A 22,403-nucleotide genomic window follows, 5' to 3' on the forward strand; every position below is an offset into this window, starting at 1 on the left:
CCTTCTTCTTAATCTCAGTGTATCATGGTGTTAAGTTAATGTAAAATTTAAGGTTTTTATGATATCATTAAATATTTTTTATCTTGCAAGAAGATAACGCCTCCGGCAGATTGCAGAGGCGTACATGAAAATGATACAGGAGGTTTTTATGGAATTCCGAGAAATTACAACATTCCTTCAGGTTGCGAAATTCAAAAGTTTTTCCCGCGCCGCAGAGCAATTGGGCTATACACAGGCAGCTGTCACAATTCAGATTAAAAATCTGGAAAAGGAACTTGGCGTCCATCTTTTTGACCGGATTGGGAAGCAGACACTCCTTACCCACCAGGGACGTATATTCTATGAATATGCTTCTAATATTGCGCGGGATATTTCGCAGGCAAAGGATGCCCTTTCCAATCCGGAAGAGCTGACCGGTACACTCTGCATCGGGACCATTGAATCCGTATGTGCATCTGTATTTCCCTCACTTCTCCGCGAATACCACAGGCATTATCCAAAAGTCAACATCAAAATCATTACAGATTCTCCGGAAACACTGCTTCATATGATGGATAAAAACACACTGGATCTTGTCTATTTTCTGGACAAACCTGTATACAATACCCACTGGATCAAAGTGCTTGAAAAACCGGAAGATGTCTTTTTCGTGGCTTCTTCCGAGCACCCGCTTGTCCAGAGTGAAAATCTAAGTCTGAATGAAGTGATTACTCAGCCTTTTATTTCCACGGAAAAAAATGCCAGTTACCGTCTTCTTCTGGAAGAATCTCTTGCGGAAAAGGGTCTGGAACTGCATCCATTTCTGGAAACGGGAAATACGGAATTCATCATCAACCAGCTTCGTCACAATCTGGGCGTTTCCTTTCTGCCCGGTTTCATTGTCCAGAAATATTTGAATTCCGGAAGCCTTACAACACTGGATGTCACGGATTTCCAACTGCAGGTGTGGCGACAGATTGTATATCATAAAGATAAATGGGTAACGCGAGAAATGAAAGCCTTTCTGGAACTGGCTTCGGAATCTCTTTAAAACATGCTTCGTGTGTGGTACAATTGAAGAAACAATACACCGGATCAAAAATAATTTTATATAAAAGAAAGAGGTGTTTATTATGTTGCACGAAGTAAAATTCAAATCCTTCAATGAACGGGATGAAGTCTATGGCTGGATCTATGTTCCGGCCGCTAAACCAAAGGGAATTGTCCAGCTCGTTCATGGATTCGGAGAACATTCCAGAAGATATCTGCACATGATCGTGAAATTTCTGGATGCGGGCTATATCGTAGCCGCCGATGACCATGTAGGGCATGGCAAGACTGCTCTGGAAAATGATACCTGGGGTGATTGGGGTGACAAAGGCGTCCACACGATGATGGAGGATGAACACACCTTGAAAGAACTGGTTTGCGAAAAATATCCGAGCCTTCCTTATTTCCTGTTCGGACACAGCATGGGTTCTTTCATTGTAAGAGACTACATCGCAAAATACGGCGATGATCTGTCAGGCGCAACGATCTGCGGAACGACCGGCATTTTCCGCGGTGCTGCCGAAGCGCAGGCCGGACTTGAGAAGATTGTCGCTGAAGGAAAAGGGAAAGACAGCGATCCTGAATTTGTCGGAGCGCTTCTCGGATGGATGTGCGAGCGATGCGGTGAAGTCCATATTGGAAATGAGTGGATCTGTGCCGATCCGTATGTACAGCGCGATCACGCTGACGACCCGTTTGACGCGTTTACCAAACCGACAAATAACCAGTCTCTGCTGTACTTCACCCAGATGATGGATGTGATCACCGGAACCGAATGGGCAGAAAAAGTACCGACTGCACTCCCGATCTACAATATCGCCGGAGATCAGGATCCTGTCGGCGAATACGGTCAGGGAGTCTGTGAAGTTTCGAACTGGCTGGTCAAAACCGGACATCAGGTTAAGACAAAGCTCTATTCCGGATACCGTCATGAGATCCATAACTATGCGGATATAAAAGACGAGGTTGAAGCAGGAATCATTGCATTTATGGATGGAGTTTTGGCCGAGTAAAAATCCGGGCGGAAGATTCAATCTTCCGCCCGTTTTTCATCTTGATAACTTACACTAATCTAGAACAGCCCCGTAATCTTTCCGGTCTCATCCACATCAATTCTTACTGCTGCCGGAACTTTCGGAAGCCCCGGCATTGTCATGATCTCACCGGTAAGAGCAACAATAAATCCTGCACCTGCAGAAATCTTCAGGTTACGAACCGTAACTTCAAAATCCGTCGGAGCGCCAAGTTTCGTCGGATCATCTGTCAGACTGTACTGTGTCTTAGCCACACAGATCGGGCAGTTTCCAAAGCCGAGAGCTTCCAGCTCTTTCGCCTGTTTCTGTGCCTGGGCCGTCAGTACGACACGCTTGCCGCCATAAATCTTCTGAACGATCTGATTCAATTTATCTTCTATACTTCCCTCAAGTTCATAAGAATATGAGAATTCATTCGGTTCTTCGCAAAGTCGGATCACTTCTTCCGCAAGACGGATTCCGCCTTCGCCGCCTTTCGCCCATACTTCAGAAAGTGCAACATTTACGCCAAGCTCTTTACATTTTGCTTCAACCAGATCCAGTTCAGCCTTTGTATCGGTCGGGAATGCATTGATCGCAACAACACACGGGAGCTTATAAACATTTTTAATATTACTTACATGCTTCAGCAGGTTCGGAAGCCCTTTTTCCAGCGCCTCCAGATTTTCGTTATTGAGATCTGCTTTTGCTACACCGCCGTTGTATTTCAAAGCACGAACAGTTGCTACAATGACAACTGCATTTGGCTTGATTCCTGCCATACGGCATTTGATATCAAGGAATTTCTCTGCTCCGAGATCCGCACCAAATCCGGCTTCTGTGATTGCATAATCAGCCAGCTTCATTGCCATTCTTGTAGCAGTTACAGAGTTACATCCGTGAGCAATATTTGCAAATGGTCCGCCGTGTACAATGGCCGGAACTTTCTCAAGTGTCTGTACCAAGTTCGGTTTCAAAGCATCCTTAAGCAGTGCAGCCATAGCTCCCTCTGCATGAAGATCGCCTGCTGTTACCGGCTTCTGGTCTGCGATCTTTCCGTATGTGTATCCGATGATGATACGAGATAGACGTTCTTTTAAATCTGTAATATCCTTTGCGAGACAAAGAACTGCCATGATCTCAGATGCAACGGTAATGTCGTATCCGTCTTCACGAGGAGTTCCGTTCGGTTTTCCGCCAAGTCCGTCTACCACATAGCGAAGCTGACGGTCGTTCATGTCCACGCAGCGTTTCCAGGTAATCTTTCTCGGATCAATATTCAATTCATTTCCCTGGTAAATATGATTATCGATCATTGCTGCAAGAAGGTTATTCGCTGCGCCGATCGCATGGAAGTCTCCTGTAAAATGAAGGTTGATATCTTCCATCGGAACTACTTGTGCATATCCGCCGCCGGCAGCCCCACCTTTTACACCAAATACAGGTCCAAGGGATGGCTCACGAAGTGCAACCATAACATTTTTACCGAGCTTCTGCATACCATCAGCAAGTCCGATCGTAGTCGTAGTTTTTCCTTCTCCGGCCGGAGTCGGGTTGATTGCGGTAACAAGGATCAGTTTTCCATCCTTTTTATCGCTTTCTTTTAACAGATTGTAATCAATTTTTGCTTTGTATTTTCCGTACTGCTCTAAATACTTGTCATCAATGCCTGCCTTTGCTGCAATTTCAGTAATCGGTGACATCTGACATTCCTGTGCGATTTCAATATCTGATTTGAATCCCATGTTTTTCTCCCTTCTTCTTTTGCAGGTAAATGCTGCCAAAAATAAAATTTACTGTTATATTAGATAAATCGTCCTGTTAAAGAGGAACAAAAAAGGCAACACATGTAAAATACATATGCTGCCCAGACGGTCGGCGTTCCAGAATCCGGCTCCCCCGTGGTACTCCACGCTTTCTCCGTCAGTAGACCGGACTCTTCTTTAACTACCGTCATCGTATCATACTCACACAGGAAATGCAAGCCTAATTCTGCATTCTCTTATGAATCCTACCCTACTAATTTAATACTTCTACTTTGCAGGCATGTTTCTTCTGCTTTTTATTATAACTAATTCCAACCGCAAGAATTCTTCCTGCACATTTACGTTCTTCACCCAATTTCCCTGTAAAACGTAGAATATATTTTTTATCTTTAATCTGCCTGATTGCTTCATCGGGACTGTGATCTACCTTTAATTCCAAAATAATCCCATCCGCATCCCGATTTACCGGATAAAAAATAAAATCCACATATCCTACACCGGACTTATCTTCTCGTTCCACACGATAATTGTCTCTTGCTGATAAATATACAAGATTCACAACAGCTGTTAATTCTGTTTCGTCATTATAGCTTAATAACGGTATTTCCGTATCATGTGCAAGCTCCAGAATTTCTGCCATCGTTTCCGTATCTCCGGCTAATGTAGCTCTAAGCATTCGATCCGATTCTTTCGCCAATCGATACACATAACCCAATGAAGCTTCCTTTTTTAACATATCAGCAAATTTATCCATTAGCTCTTTGTTGGGAATCATAACTTTTCCATTTTCATATGTCAAAAATCCATATACCACCATCGCAGAAAATATTTCATCTCTTGTCTGCAAATTCATAGATGTCGCTGCATATTCCTGAATTTTTGCGGGTACCGGTATACCTGATACCATAAGTGCCAAATCTTCTCTTACATCAGCAATATTGTTTTCAATATAATAAAAAATTTCATCATATGGTCCTGAACTTGTCCAGTAATTGCCTGTATTATTATTAGAAAGTGATAACACGATTGAACGAGGATTATACAATCGTTCTCCTTTACGTGTATGATAACCATCATACCACTCCCGTAAATCATCCCTTGTAACCATCTTGGTTGATGCGCAATTTTCTATATAACGCAAATAAAGCACATCTACTTCTTCGTCTGTAAAACCAAAATATTCAGAAAATCTTTGTTCCGTCGTCATAGTAAATTCTGCAAACATATTCAGTTCAGAACCACTGGAATATTTGGCAATTGGTAAAATTCCTGTCATATATACAAGTGCAATGTACGGTCTGTCCTTCAAAAGATTTCTCAAGAATTGTAAATAGGATAACTTATCATCTTCCGTAACAAATTTCTGATGAAAAATAAAATCCCACTCATCAAAAACAAATACAATATTTATATCTTGTTTTTCGGCGTATATTTCAAGAAGAGTATCCCACACTGCATTCTGATCGTCTATTGGCATATCCGGATATTCTTTTTTCAAGTCCTTGATTAATGTTTCTTCAATACGATCAATATACTGTTTGTATGAATTACAATTTCGTGGCAAATCATTAAACATAATATGAATAACCGTATATTTATTAAGATATTTTTCATAATCTTTGTCCTGATAAATCTGCAAATTCTGAAAAACATCATTTGCTCTGTGTCCTTTTGAAAAAAAGGAAGCAACCATATTAGCCATGACCGTTTTTCCAAAACGCCTCGGTCTCGTTATGCATAAATAATGACTTCCTTCTTCCACTAAAGGGAACAATTCCTTTAACAACACAGTTTTATCCACAAAGTATGGTTTAGCCGTTTCTTTTTTGTATAGTGCGTAAGCATTTTTACTATTCACATATATACCCATCTATACACTTCACTTTCTATCTGATTCATTTATTACATTTTAGCATTTCCAATATCACTTGTAAATCGCTTTTGTATTGTATCCCCCGTCTTGAAAAGCGGAGCTGCCGCTGCTATCAGCGACATCTCCGCCTCTTCTTCAAAACACCTTATCTTAATTTGCATTACTAGCCGCAATCTTCACCTTACTCCACAGATTACTGATTTCTTTTCTCGTATTCTCATTGTAAACGAATACTTCGTCCAGTTCATAACCGCTTCTTGGAATGTATGCATCAATTCCTTCAAAATCTCCGCCTTCACCGGACAGATCTTCCAGCACTTCCTTATTTGCCGAAGTATATCCGACATAACTGGAGTTATCATATGCACCTTCATACTCACATACATGATTGATAAATGCATGTGCCAGCTCCGGGTTCTTGGCATTTTTCGGGATAACCATCGCATCAGACCACAGGTTTGTACCACTCTCCGGCAGGTAATATCCCATATCTTCATTTTCAGACATGACATAGGTCGCATCCCCGGAATAAATAAGTCCCAGTGCCTTTCTGCCCTGCGCCATGTTGTCAATGATCTCATCCATAACGATTTCAGGCTCCATGGTCTGTACACACTGTACCAGCCATTCGTAAGCTTTCTGAAGTTCATCCGGATCTTCCGTATTCATGGAATATCCGAGAGCCTTTAAAGCGATCATGAATTCATCTCTTTCTGAATCATAAAGATAAATATCTCCTTTATATTTCTCATCAAGGAAAATATTAAAGCCTTCTCTTTCCAGATCTTCCAGGTCTACTTTTGTCGTGTCATAAACGATGCCGACTGTTCCCCAGAAATATGGAATAGAGTACTTATTGCCCGGATCGTATGGCAGATTCTTCACATCGTCAACGAGATTATCCAGACAATCCAATTTCGAGTAATCCAGCTCCTGGAGATAATCCTCTTCAATCAGTCTCTGAATCATGTAATCACTCGGAACAAGGATATCGTAAGCCTCTCCGTTTGCCACCTTGATGTACATCTGTTCATTCGAATCAAAATTCTCCATAACCACTTTGGCACCGGTTTTTTCCTCGAAATCGGACAGAATATTTTCGCCCGTATACTCACCCCAATTGTACACATAAAGAGTCTGACCTTCAAACGGACGTGCATCTGCCTGTCTGCCGAATCGGAAGATTCCCACAGCAATCAAAATCACACAGACTGCACCGATCGCCGGAATCATCATCTTCTTTCGTCCGATATCCGCCTTTTTCGCTTTGCGGGCTGTAATCATCGGCACCACATTAATGACGAGAAGCGCGATTGTAATAATCACAACCACCAATGTTGAAATCGCATTGATACTCGGATTAACACGTTTACTCATGGTATACACCATAATACTTAAGTTCTTCACACCACTTCCGGTCACGAAATAGGAAATGATAAAATCATCTACAGACATCGTAAATGCGATCAGCGCTCCGGAAACAATTCCCGGTGTGATCTGCGGCACAATGACTTTTGTCAGTGCCTGCCACGGAGTTGCTCCCAGATCCATAGCCGCATCTGCCAGATTCGGATCCAGCGACCGGATCTTAGGCATAACGGACAGAATCACATAGGGAATACAAAATGCAATGTGTGCAAGCAGCATGGTCACATAACCTTTTTCCACTTTGAACGTGATAAATAAAAGCATAAAGCCAATCGCCGTAACAATCTCCGGATTCATAAGCGGGAGATTGTCTACCTGCTCCATCACATCCCGCACGATCTTCTTTGATTTGCTGAGCCCAATCGCTGCAATTGTACCGGCAACCGTTGATATTGCCGTAGCTATTATTGCAATGCTAAATGTCGTATAAAGCGACTCCATCATATCCCTGGATTCCAGCATATGCTCATACCATCGCAAAGAAAATCCAGTGAAATGAGTAAGGGATTTTCCGTCATTGAAGGAAAAAATAATCATATATACGATCGGCAGATAGAAGAAAATGATCATCACTGCCATAAGTATTTTCCCGAAAATACGGTTGTTCTTTTTCATGATGACTTATTCCTCCTTTCCGCCCTGATTCCGGATTTCCACCTTACGCACAACCATCATCAGAAGCATCATGATCACTGCCATTATCATGGAAATCGCACTTCCGAAGTTCCATTCTCCGACGGTGATAAACTGATTCTCGATCAGATTACCGATCAGGAAGTACTGTCCGCCTCCGAGCAGCTTCGGAATAAAGAAAGAGCTGACCGCCGGAAGAAACACCAGTGTGATTCCGTTGATGACTCCCGGAAGTGAAAGCGGAAGCGTCACTCTCCGGAAGGTCTGTACCGGGTTCGCTCCCAGATCCGCACTGGCCTCCAGAAGCGAATGGTCCATTTTGCATAATGCCGTATTGATCTGCAGAATCATGAAGGGAAGGAAGTTATATACCATGCCCAGAAGGACGGCACCTTCCGTGTACAGCAATTCTTTTCCCCAAAATCCAAGAAAACTCGCAATTCTCTGAACCAGACCACCTTCACTGAGAAGACCGATCCATGCATAGGTTCTTACCAACATGTTGATCCACATTGGAATCGTTACGCAAAGCACCAGAATATTCTGGACCTTTTCGCTGCTCCGCGCGATAAAATATGCAATCGGATAGCCGATAAGAAGACAAAGTATGGTTGTTTTAACTGCAATCCAAATGGAACGCCAAAGTATAATCAAAAAATCCTGGTCGGTGAAAAATTTGACGTAGTGATCCAGTGTGATGGAAAATGAAATGATGGAATTTCCCGGTTCCGTGATCGAATAAAGTGCGATCAGAGCCATAGGAAGCACCAGCATCATTGCGGCCCACACAATATAAGGGATTGCAAGCTGTGAAAAGCGTTTCATTTAAAATACCATCCTTGACATCACATGAATATCTTCCGGGAAGAATGTCAGTCCGACCTCCTGACCTACTTCCGAATAATCGGTCGTGTGAATCTTGAATTCACGTCCCGGCGTGGAGAATGTAATCTTGTAGATACCTTCTTTTACATTTTCTGGTTCAAAATCATAATCCACGCTGATGTCAATGCTCTGATCTTCATCACTCAGTTTCCAGCCCTGTGCATTAGCCCATGTCTTAATATCCGTATCCAGGGCCTGAGACTCTAAGATCTCATCTACCGTTTTCTGGAAATTGAATGCCATGATCGCTTCATTTGCCTTTTCATTTTTAACAAACGGCTGATTGACTACGAAAATCGTACGCTCAATACTGGTTCCGTTCGAGGTAGAGAATACAACCGGATACTGTCCTTCTTCCTCTTTCAGATCGTATTCAATTTTGGAAATGGAAATATAATCATCGGTCTCCGGATTCCATGCCTGTGCATTGGAAAGAGCGACGATTTCCTTGTCATCCAGATTCTGTACGTCTTCCACGTCCACATAGAAATTGTTGGCACTGATCTTTTCTTTTCCGTCTTCACTGGTCACATCATGGTTATGGATCACGCGCATATCGACCGTAACACTGGTACCCGGAACCGTTTCCACAATGATTTCATAGTGTACGCCTTTGAAGAGAACACTTAAGACTTCACCTGTCATCTTACCGTCTTTTACATCTACGATATCAATGTCTTCCGGACGGATGACAACATCGACTTTTTCGTTTTCACGGAACCCAAAGTCCACACAATCAAAGGTGATATCATCAAACCGAACTTTGTAATCCTCCACCATAACTCCCGGAAGAATATTGCTTTCTCCGATGAAATTTGCCACATAACGGTTTGCCGGTTCATTATAAATCTCTTCCGGCGTGCCTACTTGCTGGATCTCTCCGTTTTTCATGACCACGATCTTGTCCGACATCGTAAGCGCTTCTTCCTGATCATGTGTTACAAAGATGAAGGTAATCCCTACTTCCTGCTGGATGCGCTTCAATTCGTACTGCATTTCCTTACGAAGCTTTAAGTCCAAAGCCGCCAGAGGCTCATCAAGAAGCAATACCTTCGGTTCATTTACCAGCGCTCTTGCAATCGCAACCCTCTGCTGCTGACCTCCGGATAGAAGGGTCGTATTCTTGTTCTCATACCCTTCCAGACCGATCAATTTGAGCATCTTCATGACTTTCTGCTCAATAACGTCCTTACTCATTTTCTTGATTTTCAAGCCAAATGCAATATTCTCATACACGCTGAGATGTGGAAACAGCGCGTATTTCTGGAAAACCGTATTCAGTTCGCGTTCATACGGCGGTTTCTGGCTGATCTCCTCACCATCAAAGATCACCTTCCCCTCATCAGCTTCCAGAAAGCCTCCGAGGATTCTTAAAAGTGTCGTCTTCCCACAACCGCTGGGGCCCAATAACGTCACAAATTCATTTTCATAAATGTCAAGGTTAACTCCTTTTAACACAATCTGCCCATCAAAGTTTTTCACAATATTGCGAAACTCAATCAGCTTCTTCTGTTCCATATCACCTTCTCCTTCCTAGAACATCGGTGGTGTTGTGATCCACAGCACCTTCGCGTCACTACTCCCATGATTGTACAAATAGTGGCTCTTTGTTCCGTCCATGTAGAAAGTCTCCTGCGCTTTCAGCTTATATTTCTTATTACCGCAAACCAGCGTCACGTTGCCTTTCAATACATAACCGAACTCTTCGCCCTGATGTGCCAGTAATTCATTACTTTTTTTATGTGGATGAAGCGTCAGCAAAATCGGCTCCATCTTATTTCTCAGCGCATTGGGGATAACCCATTCTATCGTGTAATCATCCTGGATGTCCTCAAAGAAATCCTGAGTTCCAAAGACGATCTGCTTTTCCTCTTCCTCGTGAAAAAACTCGGATAAATTGGTTCCAAGCGCCTCCAGAATGTCCTCAAGAGTTGCGATACTTGGCGTGGTAAGATTCCGTTCCACCTGGGACAGAAATCCCTTCGTCAGCTCGCTTCGCGATGCAAGATCACCTAATGTCAGGTCATTCGCAAGCCGCAACTCCTTCAGCTTCTTTCCGATATCCAAAATTACACCTCCCGTTTTATAATACTATACTTTTTTTTAAAAATTACCGAACAAATTACATTATACATATATGGTGGGGTATTGCAAGTGGTTTTGTGAAAAAAGGAGGGGAAATTTGTGTGAAAATGGGGGAGGGACGCCCAAGGTTCCACCTGTCCCATGCAGGACTCGCTTTCGCTCGGGGGAAAACGCAGCGGTACTACGCTTGCAGGGGCGCCGCTAAATGCGGCTTCTGCAAGCAAGTGCCGGCGTTTTCCACGGTCCTGCATGGGGCAGGTGGAACCTTGGGCTGGTAATTCTTCATTTTTACGCTTTGTGATTTCCTTAGATAGTAGTGTATGTTCGGCAGCGAAAAAGAGAGCGTTTGCTCTCTTTTTTGGTTGCTTTATGGCACTGATTCTGCTTGCTCTTTGAGAAAAAAATATTTTTTTGTTTCGATGAAATTTATCTTCACGGAATAAGATGACTTTACCGGACAATAATGATAAAATGTAAAATAACAAAAATGATGATTAAGAGGAGCCTTTATGGAATATCTAAAAGAAATAGGCAAGACAGGTATTAAGCCGGTTGTTTTAGAAGAAATCATAAATTTTGCACAAAAATACCAAATAAAACAAGTCATCTTATTTGGTTCCAGAGCACGTGGAGATTTTTACCGCGCAAGTGACATTGACCTTGCAGTGCACGGCGGAAATGTTATAGGTTTTACACTTGCAGCAAGGGAGGAGACTTCGACACTGTTGGATTTTGATGTAGTCGATCTAGATAAATCTGTCGACAAAAAACTACTAAATTCTATTGAAAAGGAAGGGAGGATTATTTATGAAAAAATTTGATAATTTTATTTCCAACCTTAATATTCTTTCCAAAGCTCAGAATGAAGACCTGACAAATGAATTTATCATCAGTGGTATCATTGATAAATTCTTTATTCAATTTGAACTGGGTTGGAAAGTTCTGAAAGAACTGTTGAGATATGAAGGGAAAAGCATTGCACTCACTGGTTCACCCAGGGAAATTATCAAGGCGGCTTATTCCATATATGATTTTCTTGATGAAGACATATGGCTTTCTATGCTGAAGTCACGTAACGATATGACACATATTTATAATGGCGAAGCCGCCAGAAACCTGGTCCAGATTATTATAGAAAGTTATATACCTGCATTTATATCCTTGAAAGAACATATTATGGAAAAATATGAGAATGTTTTAGAAGCGATTTAGACAGATGGGGAAGGGACGCCCAAGATTCCACTTGTCCCATGCAGGACCGTGGAAGTTTTGGCTGATACTTTCTTCATTTTTACTTTATGGAATTTCTTTGGTTAGTGAGGTTCTGTTAGATATTTCTCGATTCCCATCGTTTCAATATCCTCGATTTCGATACCATCCACACCACTGGAACCTTTGTTAGCTTTTACTCGTTTCCATGCCTCAGAGAGTACATCCTCACGATATAACAAAGGGAACACCGCGTATAGCGGCATTCCCTTGTTATATTTCACATCTTCTGCATATGTTTGTAAATTGAAATCGTATCATATTCCGGCGCGAAGTCCTTCATTACATTACAAATTCTTTCAATGACCGATACATCTTCCTCCAAATCCTCTGCGATCTGTTCCGGAGATTTATGTTTTTTAAGCTTTTTAGCTATCAATTCAAGTAAGCTTAGTTCTGCACCTTGCTCGATTCCCTGCTCGATTCCCTGCTCGATTCCCTGCTCGATTCCCTGCTCGATTCCCTGCTCAATTCCCTGCTCAATTCCCTGCTCAATTCCCTGCTCAATTCCCTGCTCAATTCCCTGTTTAAGTCCCTGTTTAAGTCCCTCAGCCACTGCTGCTTTTCTCTTCATTTCCAATTCATCCGCAAACCATTCTTCATACAATTCTCTTAACGCATCACACATAACTTTCCGTTCCTCCTCGATCACTTTTCTGTTTGCCCGAAGAATAATATCCATCACAGCCTGATAATAAACCGATTCCTTCTTCATCTCGTACCGGTCAAGCAGCTCCATGAATTCTTCTTTTTCTTTATAATCGTTCCTTATACTTTTCAACCAGAAATTATTTGTATCGGACAATTCCTTTGTCACCACTAATTGAATCGGGAACGCTGCTCCTGTCAGATAATATATTCCGCCCTCCTTTTTTACTATGTGCATATGCCATACTTTCTTCAGATGTTCTAACATCTTCCCTGGATAGGAATGGGCAACAAATGTAATTGTAATTTCTTCCGGATCTATTTCCATTACTTTATCCGTATCTGCCTGATAACGACAGGCATACCCAAATACATTATAGAAATCGTTAATACTGAGATAGTCTTCCGGCGATTTATATTCAATTATATTGTGCTTCCTGAATATTCGTCCAATATTCTTACGAATACGAATTCCGACATCCTTTTTGACAATCAGAACATCTATCTGCATCGGTTTCTTTCCCAGGAGGTGTTCCTCTTCTATTAGCAGATTATCCATATTTTCCTCAAGTTCAATTCTTAGCGCAGAGGTAAACGCTGAATGCCATTGCAGTTTTACTTCCTGCATCCATTTCTCCTTTCAGTATATTACACTATTTTTTTCGTGCGCAATAAAAACAATTAGTTACTTTCATTGCAAACTTTCTTGTGTTTTATACTGGTTTCTCCGCAATGTCACTCTCTAAAATAATGCTTTCCTGATTTTTTGATTACATTCAATATAAAAAATAGAACGACCGATGTCAATAGCCTTTTGCCAATCGATAAATAAAGTGATATTTCGATAAAATTCGACGTTTAAAACAGTCTACCACCACATTTTAGCGTATGCATGGCAAAAAAGATGAGAAGACCTTCACTTTCATGAAACTCTTCTCATCTTCTAAAAAGTCATCTACCAAATATTCTCTCTAGAATTTTTCTCTGTGGATCTTCTCCACCGGAAGTTTATCCAGCTCATATGCTGCTTTTTCTTCGTTCGGTACTCCTACTGTCAGGATTGCAAGGAGTTTATAATTCTCCGGATAGCCGAGAATATCTCTTACATACTCTTCTGTATCTCTTCCGTCATCTGCTTTACGGAGTCTTCCCTGTACCCAACAGCTTCCAAGTCCGAGGGCATGTGCCATCAAGTGCATGTTGCTCATGACTGCTGAACAGTCCTCAATCCATACATCAGAAGCATCACCGTTCCCGACAACAACGATCGCGCAAGCTGCTTCTTTCAGCATTTTAACAGAGCCTGCACGGCATCCGGCCATTTTCTGAAGAACTACTTTATCTTCAACTACGATAAAATCCCATGGACGGATCGCTTTACCGGATGCGGAAAGCATACCTGCCTGTAAGATTTTTGTGATATCTTCCTCTGACACTGCATCGTCTTTGTAGCTTCTGACACTGCGTCTTGTTCTCATAAGTTCCAGTAATTCCATCGTCTTCTACCTCTCTTCTTATCTTCTAATCTTGCTATTTTAAGATAGTTTGCAGCAATTCTCTCCTTTAATTTTATTTTCTTATTTCCAAATTGTCAATTTACAATATCGTTTCGATGGTGTAAACTTCTCTCTGGAATCGCTCTATAAATTGTGCTATGATAAGAGCAGAAAAACATATACGACAAATAGGAAATGTTAAGAAGTGACTACATCGGAACTCGTATTCTTATCCCCAAAATAAGACTGCGAGTTCCTTATGTTATTAGGGAAACTGCATATCCTATAAAAAAGTGTTTTCTGTAAATGTTGTACAGACCACATGACGAAAGGAGATCATTATGAAATATGACATTATTATTATCGGCGCAGGACCGGGGGGAATTTTTTCTGCATATGAATTAGTAAAGCAGAATGCCGATTTAAAGATTGCCGTATTTGAGCTGGGCAACCCGCTCGAAAAACGGCGCTGCCCAATCGACGGCGAAAAAGTAAAATCCTGCATAAACTGCAAAACGTGTGCAATCATGAGCGGTTTTGGCGGTGCAGGTGCATTTTCTGATGGAAAATACAATATTACCAATGATTTTGGCGGTACACTCTACGAACATATCGGGCGCAAAAAGGCAATCGAGTTGATGGAATATGTAGATGAAATCAACGTAACACACGGCGGAGAGGGAACGCGTATGTACTCCACAGCCGGAACCCGATTCAAAAAGCTCTGCATGCAGAACAAACTGAATCTTCTGAATGCTTCTGTCCGTCATCTGGGAACCGACATCAATTATGTGGTTCTGGAAAACCTTTACGCTGAACTGAAAGATAAGGTTGAATTCCGCTTCAATTATCAGGTTGACCGCCTTGAGATGGCAGACGGAGGTTATCGCGTATACTGCGGCGAACAGTTTGACGACTGCGAAAAATGTATTGTATCCGTAGGTAGAAGCGGTAGCAAATGGATGGAAAAAGTCTGTCGCGAAATGAAAATACCGACCAGCTCCAACCGCGTTGATATCGGTGTGCGTGTGGAAATTCCGGCTGAAATCTTCTCTCACCTGACCGACGAACTCTACGAAAGCAAGATCGTATACCGCACTGAGAAATTCGAGGACAATGTCCGTACCTTCTGCATGAATCCGAACGGAATCGTCGTAAATGAAAATACAAAAGGAATCGTGACCGTAAACGGACACAGTTATGAAGATCCCACAAAGCAGACAGAGAACACAAACTTCGCCCTGCTTGTTTCCAAGCATTTCTCTGAGCCATTTAAAGACAGCAACGGATACGGAGAAAGTATTGCCCGTCTGTCAAATATGTTGGGCGGCGGCGTGATCGTACAGCGTTTCGGGGATCTGATCCGAGGAAGACGAAGTAATGAGAAACGAATCGAGGAAGGACTGGTGCGCCCGACACTCGCCGCAACTCCGGGAGATTTAAGTCTGGTGCTGCCGAAACGAATCCTCGACGGAATCATCGAGATGATCTATGCTCTGGATAAGATTGCACCGGGTACCGCGAATGATGATACCCTTCTCTACGGCGTAGAAGTTAAGTTTTATAACATGGAAGTGGATATTGACGAAAACCTGGAAACGCCATACAAAGGACTGTATGTGATCGGTGACGGAAGCGGTGTGACCCATTCCCTGTCCCACGCATCCGCAAGCGGGGTGTATGTGGCAAGGCATATTACGGGAACGGCTTAAAAAGCAAAAACTTATAGCAACTTCAATAAAAACCACAATCAAAAAGGGATGCATTTCACCCAAAGCAGCATCCCTTTTTCTTACCTATTTGATAATTTCAAATAACATTCGAAAAATCCATTTCAAAATCTTCAAATATTCCGGCCTTCACCATATCCGAGAAAGAAAATTCTTTTACGTCATCATTCTGGAAATTGTACACCGTAATTCTGTTTCTCTGTCTATCAACGATCCAATATTCCCTGACCCCAGCCGTTCGATACTTGAACAATTTTATCATATAATCCATACGCTGGCTCCCTTGCGAAGCAACTTCGATAATCCAGTCCGGTGCTCCCAGGCAGCCTTTTTCGTTCAATTTATTTCTATCACAGATAACAGCAATATCCGGCTCAACATAATTTTTATCATTTTCATTCAAAAATACGGCAAACGGCGCAATATATGGCTTACATGATCCATGATTGGAACGTATATAATTTGAAATTTCTCTGTATAGTTCCCCGACTATTTCCTGATGTTGTCTATTCGGAGGCGCCATCATATAAATCTGCCCATCAATCAATTCCGCCCTCTGCCCTTCCGGTAAATTGTAAATATCTTCAATCGTATAGATCTTTTCACTCGCTAACGCCATACCATATCCTCACTTTCCATGCCATCAACTGACAAACGGCATAATATATGTAACCCATATCCAACTGCAGGGCATAACAAGTATCATCGCAGGTATCATATCCGCTGTCGGAAACATTTTCACTTTAATCATACGAAAACCTGTAGCAAGAAGAAGGAATCCGCCGCAGGCCTTGAAATCATTGATCATTGCAGGCGTCGTCAGTGGATAGATGATCCCTGCCAACAAAAACATCAAAAAGAAAATGAGAAACTGCGGAATTGCAATAACGGCCACCACGCCTCCCAGAATGCAGGCAAAAATCAAAGCCGTGAAAAAATCCAAAATCGATTTTGCTATCAAAATGCTGTGATCGCCGTTCATACCTGAAATAATGGAACCATATATACCGGTTCCGCTGGCGCAGAACAAAACGATTACCGTGACAAGCGTATCTTCAAATTCCTTTTCCGATAACCCATGATTTCCGGATTTCATAAACTTTCCGATGATCGTTTCCATTCCTTTTGACGCTTTGTTAATCTTCTCTCCAAGATGCATGAGCAATCCGAACGATGTTCCAAAAATCACTGCAAAAATAACTGCGGCATGTTCTCCATCAGTGCAATTGAGCTGATGCCCATCCCCATAGCGCAAATGCCGAAGATCATATTTAACTTTTCTTTGAAATCAGCCGAGAGTCTGTTTCCCGCTATCATCCCCACAATACCGCCAACGATCACAGAAAGTGAATTGGCAATAATTCCGATTGGCATATACGTTCCTCCTTCCTGTTTCCACACTGAATATGCAACTCTAAATTCATGATAACAAACCTTTCTTTTCAAATCAAGTAATCAGATCAAGCAATCATATCCAGAATCATTTTCCTATCGCATCACATACCCTCTGTACTCCGTAGGAGTCATTCCGACAAGCTTTTTGAATGTTTTCGTAAAGTAACAAAGATCCGGAATTCCGCAATACGCCGCCACCGTCTGAATCTGCATATTGGTAGAGTTAAGCAGAAAGATTGCCTGGTCAATCCTCTTTCTTGTCACGTATTCTGTCAGGGTGAGACCGGTCTCTTTCTTAAACAGGGTTGACAGATAACTGGGATTCACTTCCAGAAGCTGTGCCTGCCTGCTGAGGCTTAAGTCCGCGGCCAGATCGGAATCAATATTGATCATCACCCTTCTTATAACAGGAGAATATCCCCGAAGAGAATGATTCTTTACAAGAAGTGTATATTTTCTCACCATCTCTTTCATCAGCAAAGTCACCCCTTTTTCGGAAGTCTGAAGTTCGATTTTCTTTGCGAACTCCGCTGAGACTTTGTCGATATGGAATGGATGTACCGCGCAATTTTCCACCGTTTTTCTCAAGAGCGTGTTTGTGATGATCGCATAATTCTTGGCATTTCGTGTCCGATCTGCCACTCGTTGTTCCACTGTCTGCAGGTTGATCCGGCTCAGATACATTTCGATCTTATGGAGCTGTCCTTTTGCAACTGCCTGAAGCATTTCATTTTCTGACAGATATTTTTCTTCCAGATTCTTCATTTTCATCTGCAGTTCATCCGGAGCTATGAAAACCTTCTCCCTCTTCCCGGCATCAGGAAGGATCTCCGCTCCTCCGATTAACTCCTGCATTGTAAATGCATCCCTGGATCCCCAGATATTTTCCGCAAACACATTTACCAACATAAAAAGCGTGCTGGAATCCACCACGATCGGAACAGATTCATAACAGTCCTTAAATGCCGGATAGAGACTGGATGAAACATGAAATTCCTGTGCTTTATTTAAGATTACATCTTCGGTCCACGGATTCATCGTATAAGGTCCGATGACCATATAAGACGGCACTTCGGTGTCCGGAAGCAGCATGATGATAAAATTAAACAGAAATTCATCAAACACTTTGTAAATCGTGTTTGGCTTGCAGGAAGCGAAAAACCGATATGCATATTTTTCATAATCAATCAGCTGAAATGTAATTTTACGGATTCCTCCTGCCATTTCTTCTACTTCCCCATACGGCTTTTTTAAAATCCTGACTTCGAGCTGCATATTTTCCATGATATCTGTAAAAAATTTAAGAGTAGCATCATATTTCATCCTCATTCTTCCTTCCATATTTTGTCTTACATTCCAATTATTGTATATATTTTATTATTTTTCAATATAATATAAAAATATTACAAATTCAGTAAAAATATTTCTCACTGAAATTTCGGATATTCTTTAGGATAAGCATTACAAATAAATCTTTAAACAAAGGAGAGAAAACGAATGAGCAAAGAAAAACAGATTCGTCCCTTTGGCTGGCGGGACAAGGTCGGCTACCTGATCGGTAACCTCGGTAACGACTTCACATTCACATTTGCCAGTGTATTTTTGATGGTGTTCTACACAAAAGTACTTGGAATCAGCCCGGGGCTTGTAGGAACCCTGTTTGTTGTAGCAAGGGTCGTTGATGCATTTACCGACGTAACGATGGGACGTATTGCCGACAAGGCAAAGCCTGCAAAAGACGGGAAATTCAAACCATGGCTGCGCCGCATGTGCGGACCGGTGGCACTTGCCAGTTTCCTGATGTATCAGACTTCCATGGCCAACGCGCCGATGACGCTGCGCATCGTCTATATGTTTGCCACCTACCTTCTCTGGGGCAGCATTTTTTACACCGCGATCAATATTCCTTACGGTTCCATGGCTTCTCTGATCAGTCCGGAAGCAGATGACCGTGCAGCGCTTTCTACATTTCGAAGCCTCGGTTCTGTTGTTGCCAACATCGCTGTAGGTATCGGTGCTCCGGCAATTTTGTATGCATCTGACGCAGCCGGAAACCAGATTGTAAAGGGGGAACTCTTCCCGATCGTTGCACTGGTATTTTCCGTTCTTTCAATTGCCAGCTACCTCATCTGTTACTTTATGACAACAGAACGTGTGAAAGCTACGCCTGCAGGAAACACCAAACATGTAAGTCTTGTCGAGACAGCGAAGACTCTGGTTACAAACCGTGCACTGATCGGAATCGTAATCGCTTCCATCTGCATCCTTGCAGCGCAGATTCTGAACCAGTCCATCAACCAGTATCTGTTCATCGATTATTTCAAAGACAAGAGCGGTGTTATGGTCATGAACGCTGTGAGCATGCTTCCGGGTATCCTTCTTGCACCGGTTGCCGTTCCGCTCAGCCGTAAATTCGGTAAAAAAGAAGTAGGAATCTTCGGAAGTGTCAGCGGTGCTGTTGCCTGCTTCCTTCTGTTCATTATGAAAACCAAGTCTATGTGGACCTACATTATCATCAACGTAATCGGATTCCTTGGATTTGGCGTATTTAACCTGATCATGTGGGCATTTATCACAGACATCATCGATGACCAGGAAATCCGCACCGGAAGCCGTGAAGACGGAACCGTTTATGCTGTATATTCATTCGCCCGCAAGCTTGGACAGGCTGTTGCCGGCGGACTTGGCGGATGGGCACTTGGCTGGATCGGATTTGATTCTGCTGCTGTTGTTCAGACCGAAGCTGTTGTACAGGGAATTTACAATACTGCAACTTTAATCCCTGCTGTATTATACTTACTTGTAGCACTTAGTCTGATTTTCATTTATCCACTGAGCAAGAAAAAAGTACTAAAAAACATTGAGATTCTGAAAGCGAAAAACGCTGCTAATTAGGAGGAATACCGAATGAGACAAATTGTAAATCTTAATACTAAATGGGCATTTTCTAAAGAAGCCACCTGCGTTCCGGAAACCATGCCTGAGTGCTGGTACTGGGTAAACATCCCGCACACCTGGAACGCCATCGACGGGCAGGATGGGGGAAATGACCTCTACCGCGGAACTGCATTTTACGCAAGAGAACTGGAAAAATCCGAACTTCCGGAAGCAGATCAGTATTATCTGGAGCTTTGCGGAGCCAACTCTTCCGCTTCTGTGTATGTAAACAACAAGAAAATGGGAAGCCACGACGGCGGCTATTCTACCTGGAGAGTCAATATCACCGATGCTCTGGAAGCAAAGAACCTGATTGTAATCGAAGTAGATAACAGCGTAAATGATACTGTTTATCCGCAGCATGCAGATTTCACCTTCTATGGTGGTCTGTACCGGAATGTAAATATCCTTGCCGTAAGTGATTCCCACTTTGATCTGGACTATTTCGGCGGCCCGGGAATCCAGGTAACGCCTGAAATCTCCGGAACTTCTGCAAATGTTACCGTAGAAGTATTTGTCACAAATAAAAAAGAATATCAGCAGATTCTCTACACCTTAAAAGATGCTTCCGGCTCTGTCGTTGCCGAAGCTAAGAGCACGGATACCAAAGCAGTATTTACACTGGAAAATGTTCATTTATGGCACGGAAAGAAGAATCCTTACCTCTATACCGCCGAAGCTGTTCTTCTGGAAAATAAAACTACACTCGACAATGTATCCACACATTTCGGATGCAGAACCTTTAAGATTGACCCGGAAAACGGATTTATTTTAAATGGAGAAGAATATCCTCTGCGCGGTGTATCCCGTCATCAGGACAGATGGGGTATCGGAAATGCACTTCTTCCGGAACACCAAGTAGAAGATATGGAGCTAATCTGCGAACTTGGAGCCACAACAATCCGCCTTGCTCATTATCAGCATGACCAGTATTTCTATGATCTTTGTGATGAGAGAGGTATGGTTGTATGGGCAGAAATTCCGTACATTTCCACTCATCTTCCAAAAGGATGTGAAAATACGATTTCCCAGATGAAAGAGCTCGTCGTACAGAACTACAATCATCCTTCCATCGTTGTCTGGGGACTTTCTAACGAAATCACCATGGGCGGCGAGTCCGATGAGGATCTTCTGGAAAACCACCATATCCTGAATGACATTGTTCATGAAATGGATAAAACGCGCCTTACGACCATTGCCTGTCTTTCCAGCTGCAGCATGGATGACCCATATATCCAGATTCCGGATGTAGTGTCTTACAACCACTATTTCGGATGGTACGGTGGAAATACTTCCATGAACGGACCATGGTTCGACAAGTTCCACGAAAAACATCCGAACATTCCGATCGGATGCAGCGAATATGGATGTGAGGCACTGAACTGGCATAATTCCAATCCGGATCAGGGCGATTACACAGAGGAATATCAGGCATATTACCACGAAGAACTGATCAAACAGCTATACACACGGAAATATTTGTGGGCAACCCATGTATGGAATATGTTTGACTTCGGAGCTGACTCCCGAAATGAAGGCGGCGAAAACGGCCAGAATCATAAAGGACTTGTCACCTTTGACCGCAAATATAAGAAAGATTCTTTCTATGCTTACAAAGCATGGCTCTCCGATGACCCGTTCGTCCATATCTGCAGCAAAAGATATGTGGACCGTGTTGAAGATGTGACGAAAGTAACTGTTTACTCAAATCAGCCGGAAGTCGAGCTGTTTGCAAACGGAGTAAGCCTTGGAAAACAGTCTTCACCGGAACACTTCTTCTACTTTGAAGTACCAAACAGTGGAGAAACTACCCTGATTGCCGTTGCAGGAGAATGCAAAGACGAAAGCTTCCTCCGCAAGGTCGAAGTGTTTAACGAAGACTATCGTTTAAAAGAAAAGGGTGCAATCCTGAACTGGTTTGACATCACCGCGCCGGAAGGATATTTCTCACTGAATGATAAGTTGGAGGATATTCTGAAAACCGAAGACGGAAAAGTACTCATTGCTGCTATGATGGAACAGATGGCAGGCGGACAGCAGGCCGCTTCCATGATTAATGAAGCCACCATGCAGATGCTTGGAAGCTTTACCCTTCTTCGCATGATCAGCATGGCAGGAATGACCGGCCTAACTGTAACAAAAGAACAACTTCTGGCTTTAAATGAACAGTTGAATCAGATTAAGAAATAAGTACTCTTCTAAAAGAGGCAAAGCAA

The 22,403-nt window shown here is 42.5% G+C and carries 17 protein-coding genes, 2 pseudogenes and 1 riboswitch; of the genes and pseudogenes, 7 read left to right on the forward strand and 12 right to left on the reverse strand.

The genetic code is table 11. The features are described from left to right. The first annotated feature begins 148 nt into the window (after positions 1–148). Complete coding sequence (locus ACTNB3_RS07870) at positions 149–1,030, forward strand: LysR family transcriptional regulator (protein WP_441024991.1); 882 nt, start codon at positions 149–151, stop codon at positions 1,028–1,030. Positions 1,031–1,112: 82 nt separating this feature from the next. Next, positions 1,113–2,042 carry an alpha/beta fold hydrolase gene (locus ACTNB3_RS07875; RefSeq protein WP_427805977.1) on the forward strand — a complete coding sequence of 310 codons (930 nt, stop codon included), beginning with the start codon at positions 1,113–1,115 and terminating at the stop codon, positions 2,040–2,042. Positions 2,043–2,101: 59 nt separating this feature from the next. Here the strand turns inward: ACTNB3_RS07875 and ACTNB3_RS07880 are convergent, their stop codons facing one another. From ACTNB3_RS07880 to ACTNB3_RS07905, 6 genes and pseudogenes are all read right to left on the reverse strand, one after another. Continuing rightward, positions 2,102–3,787, reverse strand: a complete 1,686-nt coding sequence (locus tag ACTNB3_RS07880; protein WP_441024992.1) for a formate--tetrahydrofolate ligase — start codon at positions 3,785–3,787, stop codon at positions 2,102–2,104. A gap of 113 nt (positions 3,788–3,900) precedes the next feature. Next, positions 3,901–3,983: riboswitch (ZMP/ZTP riboswitch) on the reverse strand. 78 nt (positions 3,984–4,061) lie between these two features. Continuing rightward, positions 4,062–5,678 (reverse strand): AAA family ATPase, encoded by a 1,617-nt coding sequence (locus ACTNB3_RS07885; protein ID WP_441024994.1) that lies wholly within the window; start codon positions 5,676–5,678, stop codon positions 4,062–4,064. A gap of 153 nt (positions 5,679–5,831) precedes the next feature. Further along, a complete protein-coding gene (locus ACTNB3_RS07890; protein WP_427805981.1) occupies positions 5,832–7,724 on the reverse strand; it encodes an extracellular solute-binding protein in 1,893 nt (630 codons plus the stop codon). Between the two features lie 6 nt (positions 7,725–7,730). Continuing rightward, the gene (locus ACTNB3_RS07895; protein WP_441024996.1) at positions 7,731–8,567 is read right to left on the reverse strand and encodes an ABC transporter permease; all 837 of its coding nucleotides are present in this window, start codon (positions 8,565–8,567) and stop codon (positions 7,731–7,733) included. Between the two features lie 504 nt (positions 8,568–9,071). Then, positions 9,072–10,145, reverse strand: a pseudogene (locus ACTNB3_RS07900) (ABC transporter ATP-binding protein); the annotation flags it as partial. A 15-nt stretch (positions 10,146–10,160) separates the two neighbouring features. Continuing rightward, on the reverse strand, positions 10,161–10,694 hold the full coding sequence (locus ACTNB3_RS07905; protein WP_427820567.1) for a helix-turn-helix domain-containing protein: 534 nt from the start codon (positions 10,692–10,694) through the stop codon (positions 10,161–10,163). 527 nt (positions 10,695–11,221) lie between these two features. Between ACTNB3_RS07905 and ACTNB3_RS07910 the strand changes: the two genes are divergently transcribed. After that, positions 11,222–11,533: a nucleotidyltransferase family protein gene (locus ACTNB3_RS07910; protein ID WP_427805984.1), complete on the forward strand. Its 312-nt coding sequence runs from the start codon at positions 11,222–11,224 to the stop codon at positions 11,531–11,533. After that, positions 11,520–11,924 (forward strand): HI0074 family nucleotidyltransferase substrate-binding subunit, encoded by a 405-nt coding sequence (locus ACTNB3_RS07915; RefSeq protein ID WP_427820566.1) that lies wholly within the window; start codon positions 11,520–11,522, stop codon positions 11,922–11,924. Before ACTNB3_RS07910 ends, ACTNB3_RS07915 begins: the two co-directional genes overlap by 14 nt. 101 nt (positions 11,925–12,025) lie before the next feature. On the opposite strand, the gene ACTNB3_RS07920 is transcribed toward ACTNB3_RS07915, so the two are convergent. The 3 genes from ACTNB3_RS07920 to ACTNB3_RS07930 all read right to left on the reverse strand — a co-directional run bounded on the left by ACTNB3_RS07920 (position 12,026) and on the right by ACTNB3_RS07930 (position 14,125). Further along, positions 12,026–12,205 carry a hypothetical protein gene (locus ACTNB3_RS07920; RefSeq protein ID WP_427820565.1) on the reverse strand — a complete coding sequence of 60 codons (180 nt, stop codon included), beginning with the start codon at positions 12,203–12,205 and terminating at the stop codon, positions 12,026–12,028. Then, positions 12,202–13,257, reverse strand: coding sequence for a 3-isopropylmalate dehydrogenase (locus tag ACTNB3_RS07925; RefSeq protein WP_441024998.1), 1,056 nt, complete (start codon positions 13,255–13,257; stop codon positions 12,202–12,204). Before ACTNB3_RS07925 ends, ACTNB3_RS07920 begins: the two co-directional genes overlap by 4 nt. A 343-nt stretch (positions 13,258–13,600) precedes the next feature. Next, the gene (locus ACTNB3_RS07930; protein WP_427805987.1) at positions 13,601–14,125 is read right to left on the reverse strand and encodes a nitroreductase family protein; all 525 of its coding nucleotides are present in this window, start codon (positions 14,123–14,125) and stop codon (positions 13,601–13,603) included. 341 nt (positions 14,126–14,466) lie between these two features. Here ACTNB3_RS07930 and ACTNB3_RS07935 point away from each other — a divergent pair, with 341 nt between their 5' ends. Next, entirely contained in the window at positions 14,467–15,837 is a 1,371-nt protein-coding gene (locus tag ACTNB3_RS07935) for an NAD(P)/FAD-dependent oxidoreductase (protein ID WP_441024999.1), read from the forward strand. A gap of 97 nt (positions 15,838–15,934) precedes the next feature. On the opposite strand, the gene ACTNB3_RS07940 is transcribed toward ACTNB3_RS07935, so the two are convergent. From ACTNB3_RS07940 to ACTNB3_RS07950, 3 genes and pseudogenes are all read right to left on the reverse strand, one after another. Then, entirely contained in the window at positions 15,935–16,474 is a 540-nt protein-coding gene (locus tag ACTNB3_RS07940; protein ID WP_427820561.1) for a Uma2 family endonuclease, read from the reverse strand. A gap of 24 nt (positions 16,475–16,498) precedes the next feature. Continuing rightward, positions 16,499–17,229, reverse strand: a pseudogene (locus ACTNB3_RS07945) (DUF554 domain-containing protein). 114 nt (positions 17,230–17,343) lie between these two features. After that, positions 17,344–18,573, reverse strand: a complete 1,230-nt coding sequence (locus ACTNB3_RS07950) for a helix-turn-helix domain-containing protein (RefSeq protein WP_441025000.1) — start codon at positions 18,571–18,573, stop codon at positions 17,344–17,346. Positions 18,574–18,747: 174 nt separating this feature from the next. Here ACTNB3_RS07950 and ACTNB3_RS07955 point away from each other — a divergent pair, with 174 nt between their 5' ends. Next, the gene (locus ACTNB3_RS07955) at positions 18,748–20,145 is read left to right on the forward strand and encodes an MFS transporter (RefSeq protein WP_441025002.1); all 1,398 of its coding nucleotides are present in this window, start codon (positions 18,748–18,750) and stop codon (positions 20,143–20,145) included. Positions 20,146–20,157: 12 nt separating this feature from the next. After that, entirely contained in the window at positions 20,158–22,377 is a 2,220-nt protein-coding gene (locus ACTNB3_RS07960) for a glycoside hydrolase family 2 protein (RefSeq protein ID WP_291816524.1), read from the forward strand. Positions 22,378–22,403: the final 26 nt, after the last annotated feature.

Origin of the sequence: Bariatricus sp. HCP28S3_D3 (assembly GCF_052065755.1) — a bacterium.
Lineage (GTDB): Bacteria > Bacillota > Clostridia > Lachnospirales > Lachnospiraceae > Allocoprococcus.

What these genes read in the sequence shown, in the direction of transcription:
- ACTNB3_RS07870 (WP_441024991.1), top strand. Translation starts at nt 149, where the DNA reads ATGGAATTCCGAGAAATTACAACATTCCTTCAGGTTGCGAAATTCAAA.
- ACTNB3_RS07875 (WP_427805977.1), top strand. Translation starts at nt 1,113, where the DNA reads ATGTTGCACGAAGTAAAATTCAAATCCTTCAATGAACGGGATGAAGTC.
- ACTNB3_RS07880 (WP_441024992.1), bottom strand. Translation starts at nt 3,787, where the DNA reads ATGGGATTCAAATCAGATATTGAAATCGCACAGGAATGTCAGATGTCA.
- ACTNB3_RS07885 (WP_441024994.1), bottom strand. Translation starts at nt 5,678, where the DNA reads ATGGGTATATATGTGAATAGTAAAAATGCTTACGCACTATACAAAAAA.
- ACTNB3_RS07890 (WP_427805981.1), bottom strand. Translation starts at nt 7,724, where the DNA reads ATGAAAAAGAACAACCGTATTTTCGGGAAAATACTTATGGCAGTGATG.
- ACTNB3_RS07895 (WP_441024996.1), bottom strand. Translation starts at nt 8,567, where the DNA reads ATGAAACGCTTTTCACAGCTTGCAATCCCTTATATTGTGTGGGCCGCA.
- ACTNB3_RS07910 (WP_427805984.1), top strand. Translation starts at nt 11,222, where the DNA reads ATGGAATATCTAAAAGAAATAGGCAAGACAGGTATTAAGCCGGTTGTT.
- ACTNB3_RS07915 (WP_427820566.1), top strand. Translation starts at nt 11,520, where the DNA reads ATGAAAAAATTTGATAATTTTATTTCCAACCTTAATATTCTTTCCAAA.
- ACTNB3_RS07925 (WP_441024998.1), bottom strand. Translation starts at nt 13,257, where the DNA reads ATGCAGGAAGTAAAACTGCAATGGCATTCAGCGTTTACCTCTGCGCTA.
- ACTNB3_RS07930 (WP_427805987.1), bottom strand. Translation starts at nt 14,125, where the DNA reads ATGGAATTACTGGAACTTATGAGAACAAGACGCAGTGTCAGAAGCTAC.
- ACTNB3_RS07935 (WP_441024999.1), top strand. Translation starts at nt 14,467, where the DNA reads ATGAAATATGACATTATTATTATCGGCGCAGGACCGGGGGGAATTTTT.
- ACTNB3_RS07940 (WP_427820561.1), bottom strand. Translation starts at nt 16,474, where the DNA reads ATGGCGTTAGCGAGTGAAAAGATCTATACGATTGAAGATATTTACAAT.
- ACTNB3_RS07950 (WP_441025000.1), bottom strand. Translation starts at nt 18,573, where the DNA reads ATGAAATATGATGCTACTCTTAAATTTTTTACAGATATCATGGAAAAT.
- ACTNB3_RS07955 (WP_441025002.1), top strand. Translation starts at nt 18,748, where the DNA reads ATGAGCAAAGAAAAACAGATTCGTCCCTTTGGCTGGCGGGACAAGGTC.
- ACTNB3_RS07960 (WP_291816524.1), top strand. Translation starts at nt 20,158, where the DNA reads ATGAGACAAATTGTAAATCTTAATACTAAATGGGCATTTTCTAAAGAA.